Origin of the sequence: Lysobacter changpingensis (genome assembly GCF_017308985.1) — a bacterium.
Taxonomy (GTDB): Bacteria; Pseudomonadota; Gammaproteobacteria; order Xanthomonadales; family Xanthomonadaceae; genus Lysobacter_J; species Lysobacter_J changpingensis.
The window spans coordinates 563,819-581,110 of the sequence record NZ_JADWPE010000003.1 but is presented as its reverse complement, the minus strand read 5'-3'; the positions used below and the strand labels follow the sequence as shown (position 1 = coordinate 581,110).

The window sequence follows — 17,292 nt, the reverse complement described above, 5'->3', positions numbered from 1 at the left end:
ATACGCGGAGTGAAGCCCGGGTGGGCTTCAAACCTGTGTTCAGACTCGCGCGCGCGGAACGGCGCGCCATTCATCGGGAATGCTCCGGCATGAAGCCGCGCACGCCCAGCCAGCGTGCGACGAGCAGCACGATTTCCGACGCGACCGTCGCCCAGGCCGCGCCCATCACGCCGAAGCGCGGGATCGCGATCCAGTTCAGCAAGACCGCGACGACGGCGGCGAACAGCATCGATACCACGCGATAGCGCATGTGGCTTTCGGTGAGCAGCGCGGCTTCCACGGCGGTGGAGAGGAAGCGCACCGGCACGCACAGCGCGAGCACCGCGAGCAGGGCGGCGACGTCGGCGAACGCGTGCCCGAACGCGAGCGGCACCAGCCACGGCGCGGCCAGCGCGAGCAGCAGGCCGACCACCACGCCCGCGCCGAGCATCGACAGGTTGCCGATGCGGTACACGCGCCAGAAACGCGGGCGATCGTGCACGGCCCAGCGATGCAGTCGCGACAGCAGGAACTTGTGGTAGACGGTCGCGGGGAAGAGATAGATCGCCGTCATCACGCCGAGCGCGACGCCGTAATGGCCGGCTTCGGCGTTGCTGCCGAGGTATTTCAGCAGCACCGTGCTCACCTGGAAGAACACCGGATACAGGATCGCGGCGACGCCGTACGCCCAGGCCTGGTTCCACAACTGCGCGACGCCTGGCGTCTGCAACGGCTCCAGCGTGGTCGGGCGTGGCCCGTGGCCCTGCAGTTCCATGCGGCCGTGCCACATCGCGTTGAGTTGCGGGATCGCCAGCGCGGCGACCAGCAGCGCGACCACGCCGTAGCCGAGCGCGGCGCCCAGCGCGTTCGCGAACGGCAACGCCATCAGCGTCGCGGCGACCGCGAGGCGCCCGGCGGACATCAGCATCTGCCAGCCGGCGAGGGCGCCGTGACGTTCTTCCAGGCGCAACTTGCTGCCGACCAGATCGACCGCGAACAAGCCGGCGATCACCGGCGTGAGCAGCAGCAGCGTATCGCGCGTGTCGGCGTCGACCACCGGTCCGAACAGCGCCCACGCGACGACGCCACCGACCGCGAGCGCGCAGGTCCACGCGGAAAAGCGGAACGACGGCCGCAGCCAGCGGTCGCCCGCCCAGCCCTCGGCGCCGTACACGCGCAGGCGGAACTGCGAGAGTCCGAAGCCCGCGAGCGGCGCGACCACCGTCACCGTCGCCAGCGACGAGGCGAACAGTCCGAATTCCGCCGGCCCGAGCCTGCGCGCGAGCAGCACCTGCGCGAGGAACACCATGCCCGCGCCGGCCATCGTCGCCAGCCACAACAGGCTGATCGCCGTTGCCGCCGGCCGCCAGGCGCTGGCGTTCATTCGCGCGCGCATCCGAGCGCCGGAGCGCGCGCCGCCGGAAGCGGCGAGGCCAGCAGCTCCTGATACACCTCCAGCGTGCGGCCGATCACCAGCCGTTCATCGAAATGCGCGAGCGCGCGCTCGCGCGCCTTCGCGCCGAGGCGCCGGACCTGCGCGCGATCGTCGTCGAGCTGCATGATCAGTGCGGCCAGCGAGGCCGCATCGCGCGGCGGCACCTGCAATCCGTCCTCGCCGTGCGAGGTGACGACCTCGCGGCATCCCGGAAGGTCCGTGGTGACGATGCACAGGCCGCTCGCGGCGCCCTCGATCAGGCAGCGCGGCACGCCTTCGCGGTAGTAGCTCGGCAGCGTCATCACGTCGACGGAGGCCATAAGCGCCGGCATGTCGTCGACGTGGCCGAGCCACTGCACGAGGCCGGCGTCGTGCCAGCCCTGGACTTCCTCGTGCTGGAACGAACTCGGATTGCCCGGGTCGGGCTTTCCGGCGAGCAGGAATTCCACGGTGCGACCGCGTTCCTTCAACATGCGCGCGGCTTCGACGAACTCGCCCACGCCCTTCTCGCGCAACAGTCGCGCGGCGAGCAGCACGCGCAGCGGCGCGTCGGTCGCGCGGTCGGTGCAGGGCTGGAAGCGCTCGACGTTCACACCCGAACTGCGGATCACGCGGATGCGATCCTGCGATACCAGGCGCAGCCGGGTGAGGGCGTCGGCGTCGTCGGGATTCTGCAGGATCACGCGCGAATTGCCGCTGCCCAGCGTGCTGCGCATCAGCGTGCTGACGACGGGGCGCAGCATGCGCGCCTTCAGGCCGTTGCTCGCGTAGACGTAGCCGAGTCCGGCGACGGCGTTGACCACCGCCGGCACGCCGGACAGGCGCGCGGCCATCGCCCCGTACACGGCGCACTTCACCGTGAAATTGTGGATGAGGTCGGGGCGCTCGCGCCGCAGCAGCGTCGCGAGATGCTTGATCGTGAACGCCTCGCGCAGCGGATTGAGGCTGGCGCGATCCATCGGCAGCGTGAGCCAGCGGATGCCGTGTCGGGCGAAGCGTTCGCCGAACGGACCCTCGGGCGAAACCATGACGACTTCAGCGCCATGGGCCTGCAGGTGTGCTGCGGTGGAAAGGCGGAAGTTGTAGAGATACCAGTCGGTGTTGGCGAAGAAGACGATGCGCATCGGGTTGTGTGCACGTGGGCAGCGCTCCTTCCTGGTGCGATGCTTCGGCAAGGCGTCCGGTTCGGGGTTGCCCCGATTCTAGCCATGCCGATTTTCCGTCCCGTGCACGGTCCGCTCACGTTCGCATCGTGACGTGAACGGCGCGATGCCATTGTCGTCACGCCGTCGCAATACGGTCTTGCATTTCCGCAAAAACGAAGGCCGGCATCGCTGCCGGCCTTCGCCTTCATCCCTTGGCGAACGCTCCTTCCGGAGGTCGCGCCGCGGTCTTACTTCGCGTACTGGTTCGACGTGACGCGGATGTTGGTGCAGGTGCTCGACTTCTGGATGTGCGGGTCGTTGCCCTTCGGCGGCGGGCCCGCGAGGATGCCGGTCATCGACACCAGCGGGTAGTTGGTGCTGTGCGTGCCGAAGATCCGCGTGTAGTTGTTGCGGAACACGTTGCTGCTGGCCTGGTAGCCGGTCGACGACGCGGAGAACATCACGCCGCACAGGTAGTTGCGGTTCAGGCGGTTCAGGGCGATGTAGCCCGAGTTGGCGCCGATGGTCAGGATGCCGTAGCCGCCGTTGTACTCGACGGTGTTGCTCTTGATCGTCACGCCCTTCACGCGCTTGTAGACCTGGATGCCGTTGCCCTTGTTGTTGCGGATCAGGCAGTTCTGGATGTGCACGGTTTCGGTCGTGCGCAGGTCGTTGATGTCCGGCTCGATGTCGATGCCGCACTGCGGCGCGGCGCCGTTGGACTTGCTGAACTCGCTGTCGTACACGCGCACGTTGCGCGAGCAGCCGATCGTCAGGCCCTGGCGGCGGTTGTTGGTGCACACCACGTTGGAGATGACGACGTCGTTGCACGGCACGACCGAGCCGCTGGCCTGCGCCGCACCGCCGATCGAGATGCCGTCGCCCCAGCAGTCGGCGATGTACATGTCGCGCACGGTCACGCGGGTGGAGCCGCGGATCATGATGCCGTGGCCCCACTCGCCGGTGCTGCCGAGGTGGCGGTAACGGTCGCCGCGGATCTTGCCGCCGGAGATCAGCACGTCGCTGACCTGCATCGCCATCAGCACGTACGCGCGATCGGCGTTGTTGCTCTTGGCCCACAGTTCGGCGCCCGATTCCAGCTTCAGGTGCATCCTGCTGCGCAGGCGCACGTTGCGCTTGGGATCGATCACGTAGTTGCCCGCCGGGACGACGACCGTGCCGCCGGTGGAGGGCAGGGAGTCGATGGCCTTCTGGAACGCGGTGGTATCGTCGTACGAACCGTTGCCGCGTGCGCCGAAGTTGCGGACGTTCACCGAGGCGGAGCCACGTGCGCGCGTCGGCGGAGTGTAGGTGTTGGCGGTGGTCGCACCAGCGGCGATCGCCTTGCCGATGCCGGCGATGCCGAGCATGGGCGGAATGGAAAGCAGCAGGGTCTTGCGCAGGAATTCGCGACGTTCGGCGGTCGCGGGCGCCTTCACTTCGATTTCGTTCACAGTAGGGTTCCGGTAGTAAGGAACGCCCCCGGGGTGAGCAGTCCGGCTCGATTGGGGCTTGGTTACGTGCAGCGCGCCCCCCGCGGCTCACGTCATCACGCCACGATCATCTTCGTGACTTGCCGTGCACCCTACCGGAACAATCGTGAATCGAAACCCCAATCTTCACTAATTGTGCACGCGGGCAAACAAATCGACCCGCGACGTTCAGATTCCTCCGTATTCAAGTTCATGACTGCGTTTTGCGAAACGACCTGATCGGCACGGTTGCGCAGAATGAACCGGGCTCGGCCTGATTTGTCGTGGATGAGGCTGGTGTTTCGGCGTGAAGTCTTCTTCACTGCGAGCTTTGTTGCTTGCAGGGGTTTTCACGCGTTTGGTGGGCCGTGTCGATGTGTCCGCTGGTCCAGCGCTCCGCCGCCTGGACGCAGCGGGCTCATCCATTCGCGAAAGCGCACGGCGCTGCGTGTGCGCAATGGATCACCCCGTCGGGAGAGGGGCTTCTTTCGCTTTGGTAGCCCGGGTAAGCGAAGCGCACCCGGAGTAGCGGCTCAGTCGAGGTAGCGGTTATCCGCATCCACCCGGATGCCATCCGTCCGTTCGCCGATCGTCACGTGACGCTTCCCCGGACGCCGCTTCCCGTCGGCATTCGTGCCCGACGGCCCGTTATCGGCGAACTCGTTGCGCGCCACGATCAGCCCGCGCGTGCCCGGTCGCACGGCGACGCCGCCCAGGGCGTTGTGGCGGATGCGGTTGTCCTCGATGCGGCAATCGGTCGCCGCCAGGGTGAAGATGCCGGCGCCCCGGTTGTGTTCGATCAGGCACTCGCGCACCGTCGCACCCGACACGCGCTTGTACAGCTGGATCCCCGCGCCGCGGTTGCCGCGCATCGTGCAGCGGGCAATCACGATGTCGTCGGCGATGTCGCCTTCGTCCGGCTCCACGTCGATGCCCGCCCCCGGCAGCGTGCCGCCGGTGTCGATGAATTCCGAGTCGTACACGCGCACGCGCCGCGAGCGGCCGATGGTCAGGCCCTGGCGGCGATTGTCGGCGCAGACGACGCGCTCGATCGTCACGTCGCGGCTCGGCACGAAGCGACCCGCGACCTTGGCGCCGCCGATCGAAATGCCATCGCCCCAGCAGTGCGAGAAGTGCACGTCGCGCACCGTCACGCGCTCCGACGCGCGGATCATCAGGCCGTGGCCCCATTCGCCGGTCGTGCCCTTGTGCTTTGAACGTTCGCCGATCACCCGGCCACCGGAGATCGTCACGTCGCTCACGCGGTGCGCGTTGAGCACGTACGCGCGTTCGGCGGCGTTCGGCCTGGCGAGCAGGCGCGTGCCCGGCGACATCGCCAGGTGCATGCGGCTGCGCAGCTGCATGCCGACGACGGGGTCGATGAGGTAATCGCCCGGCGGCACCCGCACGGTTCCGCCCGGCTGCGGCAGCGAATCGATCGCCGCCTGGAACGCGCGCGTGTCGTTGTCCACGCCGTTGCCGCGCGCGCCGAAACGACGCACGTCGACGATGGCGCTGCCGATGGGAGACGCCGCCCGCGACACGATCGGCGCCGCGGGCAACAGGACGAAGGATGCGGCGATGCGCCGCCGCTGCAGATCAGGCATAGGCGGGTTCGCGTGTCGGGTCGGCGGGCTGCACGGCGCGTTCCCGCCGCGAGGCCAGCCACGGCAGCACCACCGCGAGCAGGTAGAACTTCGAGGCGTGGTACTTGTTGTCGAGGCGGCGGCGGTTGCGGTCGAGCCACGCGACCGCGCCGGGAAGTTCGGGCGAATCGACCGCGAACCCGCGTACGCGGTCGAACCGCGCCTTGGCCAGGCCGCGCACGTCGAAGCGGAAGCTGCCCTTGCCCCTGACGTAAGGCAACTCGCCGAAGCGCGTGGCGATGTGCTCGCGGATCAGCAGCTTGTTGAGCTTCGTCGTCGGATCGACCTTCTGGTAACGCGGCACTTCGCGATGGATCCATTCGCGCAACGTCAGGTCGCAGAAGGGATAGGCGACCTTCAGCGACAGCGCCGCGCTCGCGTACAGGCCCTTGGCGAACGCGCCCGCGGAGCCGGCGATGGAGGTGGACATGTCGCGCCATTCCCACAGGCTGGTCGCGGTGCCGATTTCTTCCTTGAACAGTTCCAGGCGACGGCGCGACTGCTGCGAGACCGGTTGGCCGAACAGCGCGTCCACCTCGTCGTCGGTGAAGCGCGAACCCGGGAACACGCGCTCGATCTCGTTCATGCGCAGCGTGCTCAGCAGGTAGCAGAGCTTGAAACTCCTATCCACGCCGGGCAGCTCGGACAGCCGGCCGGGCAGGGGCAGATCGCGCGAGAGACGCTTGAGCACTTCCTGCCGCTTGCTCATCGGCGTGCCGAAATAGCTGTCGGCACCGAGCCCGTCGATCAGGCCGTCGCCGCCGTTGGCCGCCACCTCGGTGCCCAGGTCGATGCACGAGAGCAGCGCGAAATCCGCGGTCAGCAGCGGCATGCGATGCACGACGTCGAGGTAGCGGTCGTACGCGCGCGCCGGATCGCATTGCAGCGTTTCGTGGCGCAGGCCGAGCGTGCGCGCGACGTGCGTGGCCGATTCGACTTCGTCTTCCTCCTGTCCACCGAGGTAGGTGATGCAGGTGGTGTCGGGCCGCGCGTCGGCGATGGCGATGGCGAGCGTGGTCGAATCCTTGCCGCCGCTCTGCAGCAGCCACGGCGAACGCATGCCGGCGCAGCTGCGCTGGATCGCGTCGCACAGGCGGCGGTGGTAGCCGGCCACCCAGTCCTGTTCGCTCGCCGCGTATTCGGGCACCTCGCCCGCATTGCGGAACTTGAAGCGGAACTTGGGTTCGGTGTGCATGTCGTCGTGCGGACAGAACCCGAACGTGACCAGGCGAACGCCTTCGTAGATCGAGTAGGGCGGATACACGAACGCATTGCGCAGCAGGTCGGCGACCGACACCGTATCGACCGGCGGCAGCGGCGCGTCATCGCGCATCAGGCGCGAGAAATCCGGCGTGCCGTAGTAGGGCGACATCGTGATCTGTGTTCGCATGCGCATCACCTCGCCGGCGCCGGATCGCGGAACGGCGCGTCCTTGATGGGGCCGTCCTTCATGGGCTGGTAGTCGTAGTACGTGTAGGCGTACTGGCCCGAGCCCTTCTTCTGCACCGCGTTGAAGATCGCGCCGCGCACTTCCACGCCGTTCTGTTCCAGGCGCTGCTTGGCGAGCGCGATCTCGCGCTGCTGGTTCAGGCCCCAGCGCACCACCATCAGGCAGGTGCCGACGTGATGGCCGATCACCGCCGCATCGGTCACCGCCAGGATCGGCGGCGTATCGATCACCACGATGTCGTACTGCTGCGAGAGCTTGTCGAGCAGCGCGCCGAAGCGCGGATGCATCAGCAGCTCCGACGGATTCGGCGGCACGGCGCCGCGCGAGATGAACGACAGGTTGTCGGTGCCGCCGACCTTGCGCACCGCCTGCACGTCGTCGATGTGGCCCGACAGCAGCTCGGAAAGCCCGCCGTCGGCGCGGGTCCCCAGCGCCAGGTGCGCGGTGCCGCGACGCATGTCGGCGTCGATCAGCAACACGCGCTGGCCGGCCTGCGCGATGGTTACCGCGAGGTTCGCGCAGACGAAGGTCTTGCCGACGCCGGGGCTCGGCGCGGCGATCATCAGCATGTTGTTCTTCATCTCGAACCGCGAGAAATGCAGGCTCGTGCGCAGCGTGCGCAGCGCTTCCATCGCCAGGTCCGACGGCGAGCGGAACGCCAGCAGCCGCTGCTTGCCGTCGCGGCGGTGCGTGCCCGGCTGCGTGGCGATCTGCTTGCCCTTCGGGCTGAACGGGATCGACGCGTACACCGGCAGGCCGAGCAGCTCGATGTCCACCGGATCCTCCACGCCGCGGCGGAACATCTGCCGCGTGAGCACGAAGGCGATCATGAACATCGCGCCGATCAGCGTGCCCGCGCCAATCACGATCAACGGCTTCGGCCACGACGGGCTGTCCATGTTGACGTCGGCCGGGTCGATCACGCGCGCGTTGCCGACCGCGCTGGCGGCGGCGATGTTCAGCTGCTGCGCCTGGTCGAGCAGGTTCGCGTAGGTCTGGTTGATGACCTCCACGTCGCGGTTGAGCCGGAACAGCCCCTGCTGCGTGTCGGGGAGGTTGCCGATCTGGCTCATGATCTGGTTCTTCTTCGACTCGAACTGGCCGATCTGCCGCATCAGCGACTGGTAGACCGGATGTTCGGGCGTGTAGCGGCTGGCGATGTCGGCGCGCTGCACCTGCAACTGCTGGATGCTCTGGTCCAGCGCGACGGTCTGGTCGAGCAGCGCCTTGTTCGACACGCCCACGTCCATCGTGCGGGTGCGCGACTGGAACGTGTTCAGGCGCTGCTGCGCATCGGCGAGTTCGCGTCGCACCTTCGGCAACTGCTCGGTGACGAACTGCAACCGCTTGGCCGCCTCGGCCGAATTGCGCGCGACGTTCTGCCGCACGTACGCCTGGGTGATCTGGTCGAGCACCTGCTTGGCGCGCAGCGCATCCGGATGCGGATAGGTGAGGTTGATGATGCCCGAGTTGCGGCCCTGCTCGCTGACGGTGATGTCCTTCTTCAGCTGGGTCATCAGTGCCATCGTGTTCAACCGCGTCATCTCGAAGCGCGTGCCGGCGTTGGCGGCGAGGCGGTCGATCTGCAGCGACAGACCGCGGCCGTTGCTGGCCTTCTGGCCGACGCGGCCTTCCAGCAGCAGGTTGCCGTCCGGGTCGAGCAGCTTGTACTGGCCGCGCTCGCCGGCGATCAACTGCAGCGGAATGCCGACCAGCTGTTCGGGCACGATGAACTGGCCGATGTCGACCTGCTCGCCGCCCCACGCGTAACTGTTCAGGCCGAACCACGGTTCGCCCACTTCGCCCGGATGCAGGCGCTGCTGCATGCGCGCGAGCGTGTCGCCGAGCACCGGCATGCGCACCGGCTCGATGACCGTGTCCAGGTCGAGGCGCTCGATCGCTTCACCGAGCACGCGGCGCGAGGTCAGCAGCTGGGTTTCGGTCGCGGCCGGCGAGTCGACGATCGGCGGGGTCGGCGCGGTGTTGGGCTGGTTGAGGCCCGGCACCGTTGGCGGGCGCGATTCCACCTGCACCACGGCGTTGGCTTCGTACTGCGGCGTCGCCAGCAGCACGTAGGCGACCGCGACGAGGAAGAACGCCAGCGTGCCGAGCAGGATCGGCCATTTGTTGTCGGTCAGCGTCGAGACGATGGTGGGGATGTCGATGTCGTCCTCGCGCGCGTTCGCGGCGGGAGGGACGGCGTAGGGGGCATCGGCCCGGGAGATCACGTGAGTGGCCATGTTTCGTCACCTGGTGAAGAGCGGGGCATGCGACAGCGCACGCAGGAGGAACGCGGCGTGCCGCGCGTATGTCGCCCACGACCGGCCGGTCCTGGGATGGAGGCGCGCGCCGCGCGCGGGCAGGGCGTTCACGACGCCCCCCACGCGTTGCGGACCGCGACCTGGTTTGGCGAACCTGGGACCCGCGACGGGTTCGTGTGTGCGTGAGCTGCGGGGCGCAGGCTCGCCAATGCGTCGGCGACGCGCGCATCGGCGTCGCCCGGTTCGGGAATGCGTTCGGTCGTGTGCGACGCGCGCAGCGGCAGCGTCCACGCTTCATCCAGCAGGCGCGACACGTGGCCGGCGATCGCCTCCGCGTCGTGCACCATCAGGTGCACGCGGCCCTGCGCTTCGGCCTGCGGCGGATCCAGGGCGATCAGCGGGACGTCCAGCGCCAGCGCTTCGGCGTGCAGCGACGGGCTGACGAACGCCAGGCGCGCGCGGCGCAGCAGGAACAGCGCGGCGAGATAGTCGGGGGCGTCGATGCGATGCAGGTTCGCCGGGCCCTCGTCGAGGAACACCGGGCCGATCGCGCAGACCACGTCGACGCCGGGGTGTTCGTGCGCGATGCGCGTGAACGCCTCGCACATCAGCGCGGCCTGCGAGGGGTCGCATTCGTGTCCGAGCATCAGCACCAGCGGCGCGTCGTCGCGCAGGACGGCGAAGCGTTGGGCCAGCGCCAGGCCGACGCCGATGTCGGGCCGCAGGCGTTCGAGCGCGATACGCAACGCATCCGGCGCGGCATTGCCGCTGACCAGCACGCGATGCGCGGGCACGCCCTCGGCGACGAGCTGGCGTCCGGTCGACTGGCTCGAGGCGACGTGCAGCGCCGCGAGCGCGCGCGCGATGCGGCGCCCGGGGTCGCCGGCCGCGCGCGGCGCGGCGGTGTTCGCCGGGCCGCCGTCGATGCACACCACCGGGACCTGGTGGTAGTGCGCGGCGAGCGTCGTCGCCAGCGTGGCGGGCGCATCGCCGGGCACCACCACCAGGTCCGGCCGCACCTGGGTCATCACGCGCTTGATGCCGCCCAGCGCGGTGGAGGTGATCTCCGCGGGATCCTCGCCGGCCGACGGCACGTCGACCTGCACGTCGGGCGAGAGATCGAACAGTTCGAGCACGCGCGCCGATTCCTGCTCGGATTCGGTCGCCAGGCACACCGTCGTCTCGAAGCGTTCGTCGCGCGCGAGCTGCTGCGCGATCGGCGCCATGCGCACGGCATCGGGGGAATCGCTCAGCACGCACAACGCGCGCACCGGCGGCTTCGGATTGATGTCGGATGCCGCCTCCGCCGCGGCGTCGGCCAGGTGCAGCACGTCCGGCAGCGCGATGCCGGCGCGCGCGGGCGCGGTGGTGCCGGCGTTGACGCGCGCCCCATCGATGCGCTCGCCGTCGTGGTCGTCGAAGCCCGCCAGCGACGTGAGGAAGTTCATGCCGTGGTTGTTCGGCACCGCATGCAGCGGCGCCGGCGCAGGGCGGGGCGCGCTGTTCGGCCAGCGCCCGCGCAGCTTCGTGAGCACTTTCGGCACCCACCACACGTGCAGCGCCATCACCAGCATGAAGGCGGCGAACGCGAGCGACTGCGGCATGTCGCGCAGCGACCAGCCCAGCAGCACGAGCAGGCCCGCGACGGCGACCATCGTCAGCAGCACCAGGCGCGGCGGCATGCCGGTGTCGCACAGCAGGTGGTGCAGGTGCTGGCGATCGGCCTTGAACGGCGATCCGCCGGCGCGGATGCGGCGATACATCACCGCCAGCGTGTCCATCACCGGCAGCGCGACGCACCACAGCACGTCCGGTGGATTGAGGCGGCCGACCTTCGCATGGCTCATGTAGATCAGCGCCCACGCCAGGATGAAACCGATCAGCGTGCTGCCGGCGTCGCCCATGAAGACCTTGCGCCCGTCGGGCCAGCCCAGGTTGACGAACAGGTAGGGGATCAGCGCCGCGAACAGCACCTGCAGCATCAGCAGCACGCCCGGCACCGACCACGACGACTCGTCGAACAGCAGGATCGCGCCGATGCACACCATCGCCATCGACGCGGCCAGGCCGTCGATGCCGTCCATCATGTTGAAGGCGTTGATCAGGCCGATGACGGCGATGATCGTGAAGGGAATGCCGAACAGGCCGATGTCGATGTGGCGCGTGCCGATGATCTCGCCCAGGTCGTGCACGTAGAAGCCCGACATGAAGATGACGAGGCCGGCGGCGCCGGCCTCGACCAGAAGGCGTGAAGTCACGCTGAGGTTGCTTGCGTCGTCCAGCGCGCCGGCCGCGACGATCATCACGCCGCCGGCGAGCAGGCTGGTCACGAAACCGTCGATGTAGCCCAGGTAACTCAGCCCCACCAGGGTGCCAAGGAAGAAGCACAGCCCGCCGATCAGCGGAATGCTGCCTCGGTGCTGTTTCCGCGCATCGGGCCGGTCGACGAGTCCGATCTTCCTCGCCCACGGTCGCATGGCGAAGATGGCGAACAGCGTCACGGCCAACGCGATGGCGCTGGCAGCCACCAGCTTGGGGTCCCTCATGCATGCACCTCGGATCAGAACACGAATGACAAAGGGCAAGGCGTGTTGCGTTCCGTGTGCGTACGCACTCAATGGTCGATCGGCACCGCCGACCGCCCGCTTCATCGGGTGAAATTCATCGCGATGAAAACGACGCGGTGCCTCCGTGCTCGAAGGAGCCTATGGAGGGCGGGTTGATGAAAGGATGAAAAAGACACGTTCACCCTGATTAACCTGCAAGCGGCGATAGCTCAGGTTCAGATGGATGAATCACTTCACGACGCCGGCACGACGCTGAAGCGTTTGGAATGAACGTGTCACAGTTTCGTTCTCCAATCGCGGATACAAGACTCGATGCGATCGAATGCGAGATCGAACGCGTTCTGGTCGCGACCGTAGGGATCGTCGATGTCGGTGCCGTCGTCCCAGTGCGTGAGCATGCACACGCGCCCGCGCAGCGTCGGGCACAGTGCGAGCACCGCGGCGACCTGGCGTTGCTCCATCGCCAGCACGAGGTCGGATTGCAGCATCAGCGGCTTGGTGGCCTGCCGCGCGATGTGCCCGGAGCCGTCGTAACCGTGCGCGGCCAGCACCGACTGCGCCTTCGGATCGATCGGAAACCCGCGCATCGCCGCCAGCCCGGCGGACGCGACCTGCATGCCCGGACGAAGCAGCCGCGCGCGCACGATGGCCTCGGCCATCGGACTTCGGCAGATGTTGCCTTTGCAGACGATGAGTACCCGTAGCGACATGGCGATGACGCTAGCAGACGGGGGTGGAGGGGCTGTTCATGTTCGCGGACGCTCGCCTGGCGTTCACGCGCAGGCGTTCGCGCCTTCCGGGAATGATTAACGGTGGAGTGGTTCGTCGGCACGAGTGCCGGCTGCGGCTTTCGCCGGGATCGCGGGAGGAGCGTCAAACCCGATCCGGCAACCCCTGCCGGGCCCGATGCATCGCATGCCACGGATCCCGCTTGAGGTTGCGCGAGCGGCGCAGCGCCCGGGGGAGATCGAACGCGCCGGCCTGGCGGACGCGGCCGAGCTCCTCCCACGTCAGCGGCATCGCCACGGTCGCCCCCGGTTTCGCGCGCAGCGACCAGCTGGCGACGCTGGTGGCGCCGCGCGAGTTGCGCAGCCAGTCGATGAAGATCAGGCCCTCGCGCTTGGCCTTCGATGCGGTGGCGATGTAGCGCTCGGGCGCCTTGGCGACCATCGAATCGGCGAAGGCCTCGCAGAACGCCTTCACCTGCGACCAGTCCGGGCCGGGCCGGATCGGCACCACCACGTGCACGCCCTTGCCGCCGGACAGGCGCACCCAGCTGCGCAGGCGCAGTTCGGCGAGGCGGTCGCGGATCTCGCGCGCGGCGGCCTTCAGCGCGTTCCATTCGATGCCTTCGTCCGGATCGAGGTCGAACACCACCCGGTCGGGCTTCTCGACGTGGTCGATGTGCGAGCCCCACACGTGGAATTCCAGCGAGTTCATCTGCACCAGTTCGAGCACGCCGTCGAGGTCCTCGACATAGAGGTACTCGCCACGTCCTTCCACTTCGCGCAGCGTGATCGAACCCACGTGCTCGCCGAGCGAATCGGCATGGTGCTTCTGGAAGAAGCAAGAGCCCGCCAGGCCATCGGGGCAACGCACCAGCGAGAGCGGGCGGCGCACGAGTTCCGGCAGCATCCATCGCGACACCGCGCGGTAGTAATCGGCGACGTCGGCCTTGGTGATCGCCGCGTCGGGATAGACCACGCGATCGGGACTGGTGAGCCGGGGCGTCGTGGACATGCGTCAGCACCGCATGCGGGCGGCCCCGTCAGGCCGACTTGCGCCCCGTGCGCTTGCGCGCGGTGGTCTTCTTCGCCGCGGTTTTCTTCGCCGCCTTCTTGGCCGGCGCGGGCTTTCCGCCGCCCTTCTTTTCCAGGCTGCGCTTGAGCAGGTCGGCGAAGTCGATGACGTTGGTGGCGGCGTTCTCGGGCAGGTTGTCCTCGTCGGTCGCGGCCTTGCGCACGACGTTCTTGGACTTCACCCGATCCTCGATCACCTTCGACAGCCGTTCGCGGAAATCGTCCTTGTAGTCCTCCGGCTTCCAGTCCGAACTCATCGACTCGATGAGCTGCTTGGCCATGTCGATCTCGCGCGTGGTGATCTTCCATTTCTCCAGGCTGCCCTCGGGCAGCTTGTAGTCGGCCGGATCGACGAGTTCCTGCGCGAACCGCAGGATCAGCAGCATCAGCGCTTCGTCCTTCGGCACCACGGCGGCGAGGTATTCGCGCGTGCGGATCACCACGCGGCCCACGCCCGCCTGGCCGGTGCGCTTGAGCACCTCACGCAGCAGCACGTAGCCCTTCTCGGCTTTCTTGCCCGGTTCGAGGATGTAGGGCTTCTCGAAATACTCCGGACCGATCGCCTCCAGGTCGACGAAGGTGTCGATGTCCACCGACTCCTTGTGGTCGGGCGCGGCGTTGGCGATGTCGGATTCCTCCAGCACGACGTAGCTGCCCTTGTCGTACTCGAAGGCCTTCACGATTTCCTTCCACGGCACTTCCTCGCCGGTCTCGGCGTTGACGCGCTCGTAGCGGATCGGCGCGTTGTTGCGGCTGTCGAGCATGCGGAAGGACAGATCGACGCGGCGCTCGCCGGTCATCAGTTTCACGGGGATGTTGAGCAGACCGAACGACAGCGTGCCGGTCCAGATGGGGCGGGCCATGGGACACCTCTATCTACCGGATGGATCAGGCCGGAGGACTAAGGACTTTCCGGGGAACGGCGTTGGCGGGCGGTGAAAGCCCCCGCCGCCGGGACGTTCACCCCTCGCGCTGCGCCCGCAGGGACGGCGCCAGCCGCCGGGCCGCCCCGCGCACCCGCCATGCCTGCCACGCGACGGCCACCAGGTAGGCCACGAAGGCGCTGCCGATGGGCCCGAACAGGCGCGGGTCCTCGGGCCCTGCGGCGTAGGGGGCGCCGAGCGGGAGGCGGGTCAGCGTCTCGACGAACGCCGGGATGAAGTGGAAGAACAGCGCGGTGACGTAGAGCAGCGGTGCCGCATACGCGGAAAGACCGCCCAGGGCCCGGCGGCGTTCCGCGAACCAGCCCAGCGCGAGCACCACCAGCGTGAGCACGCTGAGCACGTGCGGCGCGCCGAATCCGTCGCGCCGGAAGATGAAGAGCCCGGTGACCGCGGCGCCGATCGTGAACCAGAAGAACACCGCGCCAGAGCGCGAGGCGACGCGGATTTCGCGATGCAGGACGAGCGCGGTGAAGCCGGCAAGGGCGCCGACGATCGCGATTGCGGTGTGCAGCGCACCGAAGGCGGTAATGTCGAGCAGCTCGAGCATGACGTTTACCTCGCGGGGAAGGGGCCGCCGGCGGCGGTTCCTCGGAGGAGAACGCGAAAGCGCGGATGGAACGGCACGAAAGCGGTCGAACGGGCCGGAAAACGCGAAAGGCCCCTCTCCGGAGGGAGAGGGCCCCGGTGCTCATCTTGCGACCGGCGGCGCTTACGGCGCCGAGTCCACCAGCACGACTTCGGCGTCGTCCAGCGCCTTCACGGTGATCGCGCCTTCGTTGCGGATCGCCGCGCCGTCGCGGGCTTCGAGCCGCACGCCGTTCACCTCGATCGCGCCCTTGGCCGGCACGAGGTAGCCGTAACGGTTCTCGCCGAACGCGTATTCGGCCGTTTCGCCGGCGCCCAGGGTCAGGCCGAGCACCCGTGCCTGCGCGCGGATCGGCAGCGCGTCCTCGTCGCCGGCGATGCCGCTGGCCAGCGTCACGAAGCGCCCGGAACGCTCGCCCTTCGGGAACGGCTTGCTGCCCCAGGTCGGTGCGCCGCCGCGCGCGTCGGGGATGATCCAGATCTGGAAGATCCGCGTGGTGTCCGGTTCCAGGTTGTATTCGGCGTGCTGGATGCCGGTACCCGCGCTCATCACCTGCACGTCGCCGGCGATGGTGCGGCCCTTGTTGCCCAGGTTGTCCTGGTGGGTGATCGCGCCGTCGCGGACGTAGGTGATGATCTCCATGTCCGAATGCGGATGCGGCGGGAAGCCCGTGTTCGCGGCGATGGTGTCGTCGTTCCACACGCGCAGCGCGCCCCAGCCCATGCGGGCGGCATCGTGGTAGCTGGCGAAGGAGAAGTGGTGCTTGGCATCGAGCCAACCGTGGTTGGCTCCGCCGAGGGAGTTGAACGGGCGACGCTCGATCATGACCTTGCTCCGGAGTGGGTGGATTGCGTGGGGCAAACGATAGGCGTCCGACGGCCTGCTGGGAATGGAACGAATCGAATATGATCGTTTCCGTTTTCTGCATGATGGGCGCCACCATGAAACTGCCCGACCTGGAAGCCTGGGCGATCTTCGCCAAGGTCGCCGAAACCGGCTCCTTCGCCCGCGCCGCGAACGAGCTCAACCTCTCGCAGGCCACCGTCTCCAAGGCGATCACGCGGCTGGAAACGCGCCTGAAGACGGTGCTGTTCCATCGCACCTCGCGGCGCATGTCGCTGACCGAAAGCGGGCGCGGCGCGCTGGAACGCGCCAGCCGCATCCTCGCCGAAGGCGAGGCCGTGGAGGCCGAAATCACCGCGCAGGCGGCCAGTCCGCGCGGCACCGTGCGCATGGCGGTGCCGATGTCGTTCGGCATCGAACACCTCGCGCCGGTGCTGCCGGAATTCATGGCGCGCTATCCGGACGTCTCGCTCGACGTGGATTTCGACGACGGCCTGGTGGATCTGGTCGGCGGCGGTTTCGATCTGGCGCTGCGCATCTCGACGCTGGCCGATTCGAGCCTGCTCGCGCGACGGCTGTGCGGCGTGCGCATCGTGCTGGTCGCGTCGCCCGCCTATCTGGATGCGCATGGACGTCCGCGTCATCCGCGCGAACTGGCGCAGCACAGCGCGCTGTTCTACACGCTCTCGCGCTTCGGCGGTGCATGGCGGTTCCATCACAAGCGGCACGGCGATTTCTCGATCAGCGTCAACGCGCCGCTGCGCGTGAACAACGCCGAGGCGCTCAATCCGGCGTTACTGGCGGGATTGGGTCTCGCGCTGCAGCCGGAGTTCCTGGTGTGGCGCGAACTGAAGGCGGGCAAGCTGGAAGTCGTGATGCCCGAGTGGTCGCCGCCGCCGATCGCGCTGCACGTGGTCACGCCACCCGGTCGGGTGCGTCCGGCGCGCGTGCAGTTGCTGATCGAGCACCTGCTGCGGAAATTCGAGAAGGCGCCGTGGGCGGAGCGTCCGTCGTGAGCTTCTGTAGTCCGGGTAAGCGAAGCGCAGCCGGGAGCTGTCACGCTCGACCCGGGTGCGCTTCGCTTACCCGCGCTACAAACGCGGCATCGCGGGTGCGTGCGTGATCGCACGCCCGGCCCCTCTCCCGACGGGAGAGGGGCCTTGGA

The 17,292-nt window shown here is 68.1% G+C and carries 13 protein-coding genes; 1 reads left to right on the top strand and 12 read right to left on the bottom strand.

Annotation, left to right across the window (positions count from 1 at the left end; translation table 11 throughout):
* Nucleotides 1-70 precede the first annotated feature (70 nt).
* From I4U41_RS09530 to I4U41_RS09475, 12 genes are all read right to left on the bottom strand, one after another.
* The gene (locus I4U41_RS09530) at nt 71-1,363 is read right to left on the bottom strand and encodes a lipopolysaccharide biosynthesis protein (RefSeq protein ID WP_206860902.1); all 1,293 of its coding nucleotides are present in this window, start codon (nt 1,361-1,363) and stop codon (nt 71-73) included.
* Nucleotides 1,360-2,538, bottom strand: coding sequence for a glycosyltransferase family 4 protein (locus I4U41_RS09525; RefSeq protein WP_206860901.1), 1,179 nt, complete (start codon nt 2,536-2,538; stop codon nt 1,360-1,362). The genes I4U41_RS09530 and I4U41_RS09525 overlap by 4 nt, the downstream gene beginning before the upstream one ends.
* Before the next feature lie 269 nt (nt 2,539-2,807).
* Nucleotides 2,808-4,013: a right-handed parallel beta-helix repeat-containing protein gene (locus I4U41_RS09520; RefSeq protein ID WP_206860900.1), complete on the bottom strand. Its 1,206-nt coding sequence runs from the start codon at nt 4,011-4,013 to the stop codon at nt 2,808-2,810.
* 551 nt (nt 4,014-4,564) lie between these two features.
* Nucleotides 4,565-5,638 carry a right-handed parallel beta-helix repeat-containing protein gene (locus tag I4U41_RS09515; RefSeq protein WP_206860899.1) on the bottom strand — a complete coding sequence of 358 codons (1,074 nt, stop codon included), beginning with the start codon at nt 5,636-5,638 and terminating at the stop codon, nt 4,565-4,567.
* Nucleotides 5,631-7,067: an asparagine synthase-related protein gene (locus I4U41_RS09510; protein WP_206860898.1), complete on the bottom strand. Its 1,437-nt coding sequence runs from the start codon at nt 7,065-7,067 to the stop codon at nt 5,631-5,633. The genes I4U41_RS09515 and I4U41_RS09510 overlap by 8 nt, the downstream gene beginning before the upstream one ends.
* Nucleotides 7,068-7,072: 5 nt before the next feature.
* A complete protein-coding gene (locus tag I4U41_RS09505; protein ID WP_206860897.1) occupies nt 7,073-9,367 on the bottom strand; it encodes a polysaccharide biosynthesis tyrosine autokinase in 2,295 nt (764 codons plus the stop codon).
* Between the two features lie 128 nt (nt 9,368-9,495).
* Entirely contained in the window at nt 9,496-11,934 is a 2,439-nt protein-coding gene (locus I4U41_RS09500) for a UDP-N-acetylglucosamine 2-epimerase (RefSeq protein ID WP_206860896.1), read from the bottom strand.
* Between the two features lie 296 nt (nt 11,935-12,230).
* The gene (locus I4U41_RS09495; RefSeq protein WP_255542039.1) at nt 12,231-12,665 is read right to left on the bottom strand and encodes a low molecular weight protein-tyrosine-phosphatase; all 435 of its coding nucleotides are present in this window, start codon (nt 12,663-12,665) and stop codon (nt 12,231-12,233) included.
* 163 nt (nt 12,666-12,828) lie between these two features.
* Nucleotides 12,829-13,695, bottom strand: coding sequence for a non-homologous end-joining DNA ligase (gene ligD / locus I4U41_RS09490; RefSeq protein WP_206860894.1), 867 nt, complete (start codon nt 13,693-13,695; stop codon nt 12,829-12,831).
* Nucleotides 13,696-13,723: 28 nt separating this feature from the next.
* A complete protein-coding gene (gene ku / locus I4U41_RS09485; RefSeq protein WP_206860893.1) occupies nt 13,724-14,617 on the bottom strand; it encodes a non-homologous end joining protein Ku in 894 nt (297 codons plus the stop codon).
* A 97-nt stretch (nt 14,618-14,714) separates the two neighbouring features.
* Nucleotides 14,715-15,245 (bottom strand): hypothetical protein, encoded by a 531-nt coding sequence (locus tag I4U41_RS09480; RefSeq protein ID WP_206860892.1) that lies wholly within the window; start codon nt 15,243-15,245, stop codon nt 14,715-14,717.
* A gap of 162 nt (nt 15,246-15,407) precedes the next feature.
* Nucleotides 15,408-16,109, bottom strand: a complete 702-nt coding sequence (locus tag I4U41_RS09475; protein WP_206860891.1) for a pirin family protein — start codon at nt 16,107-16,109, stop codon at nt 15,408-15,410.
* A gap of 80 nt (nt 16,110-16,189) precedes the next feature.
* On the opposite strand from I4U41_RS09475, the gene I4U41_RS09470 reads away from it, so the two are divergent.
* The gene (locus I4U41_RS09470; protein WP_242525113.1) at nt 16,190-17,143 is read left to right on the top strand and encodes a LysR family transcriptional regulator; all 954 of its coding nucleotides are present in this window, start codon (nt 16,190-16,192) and stop codon (nt 17,141-17,143) included.
* Nucleotides 17,144-17,292: the final 149 nt, after the last annotated feature.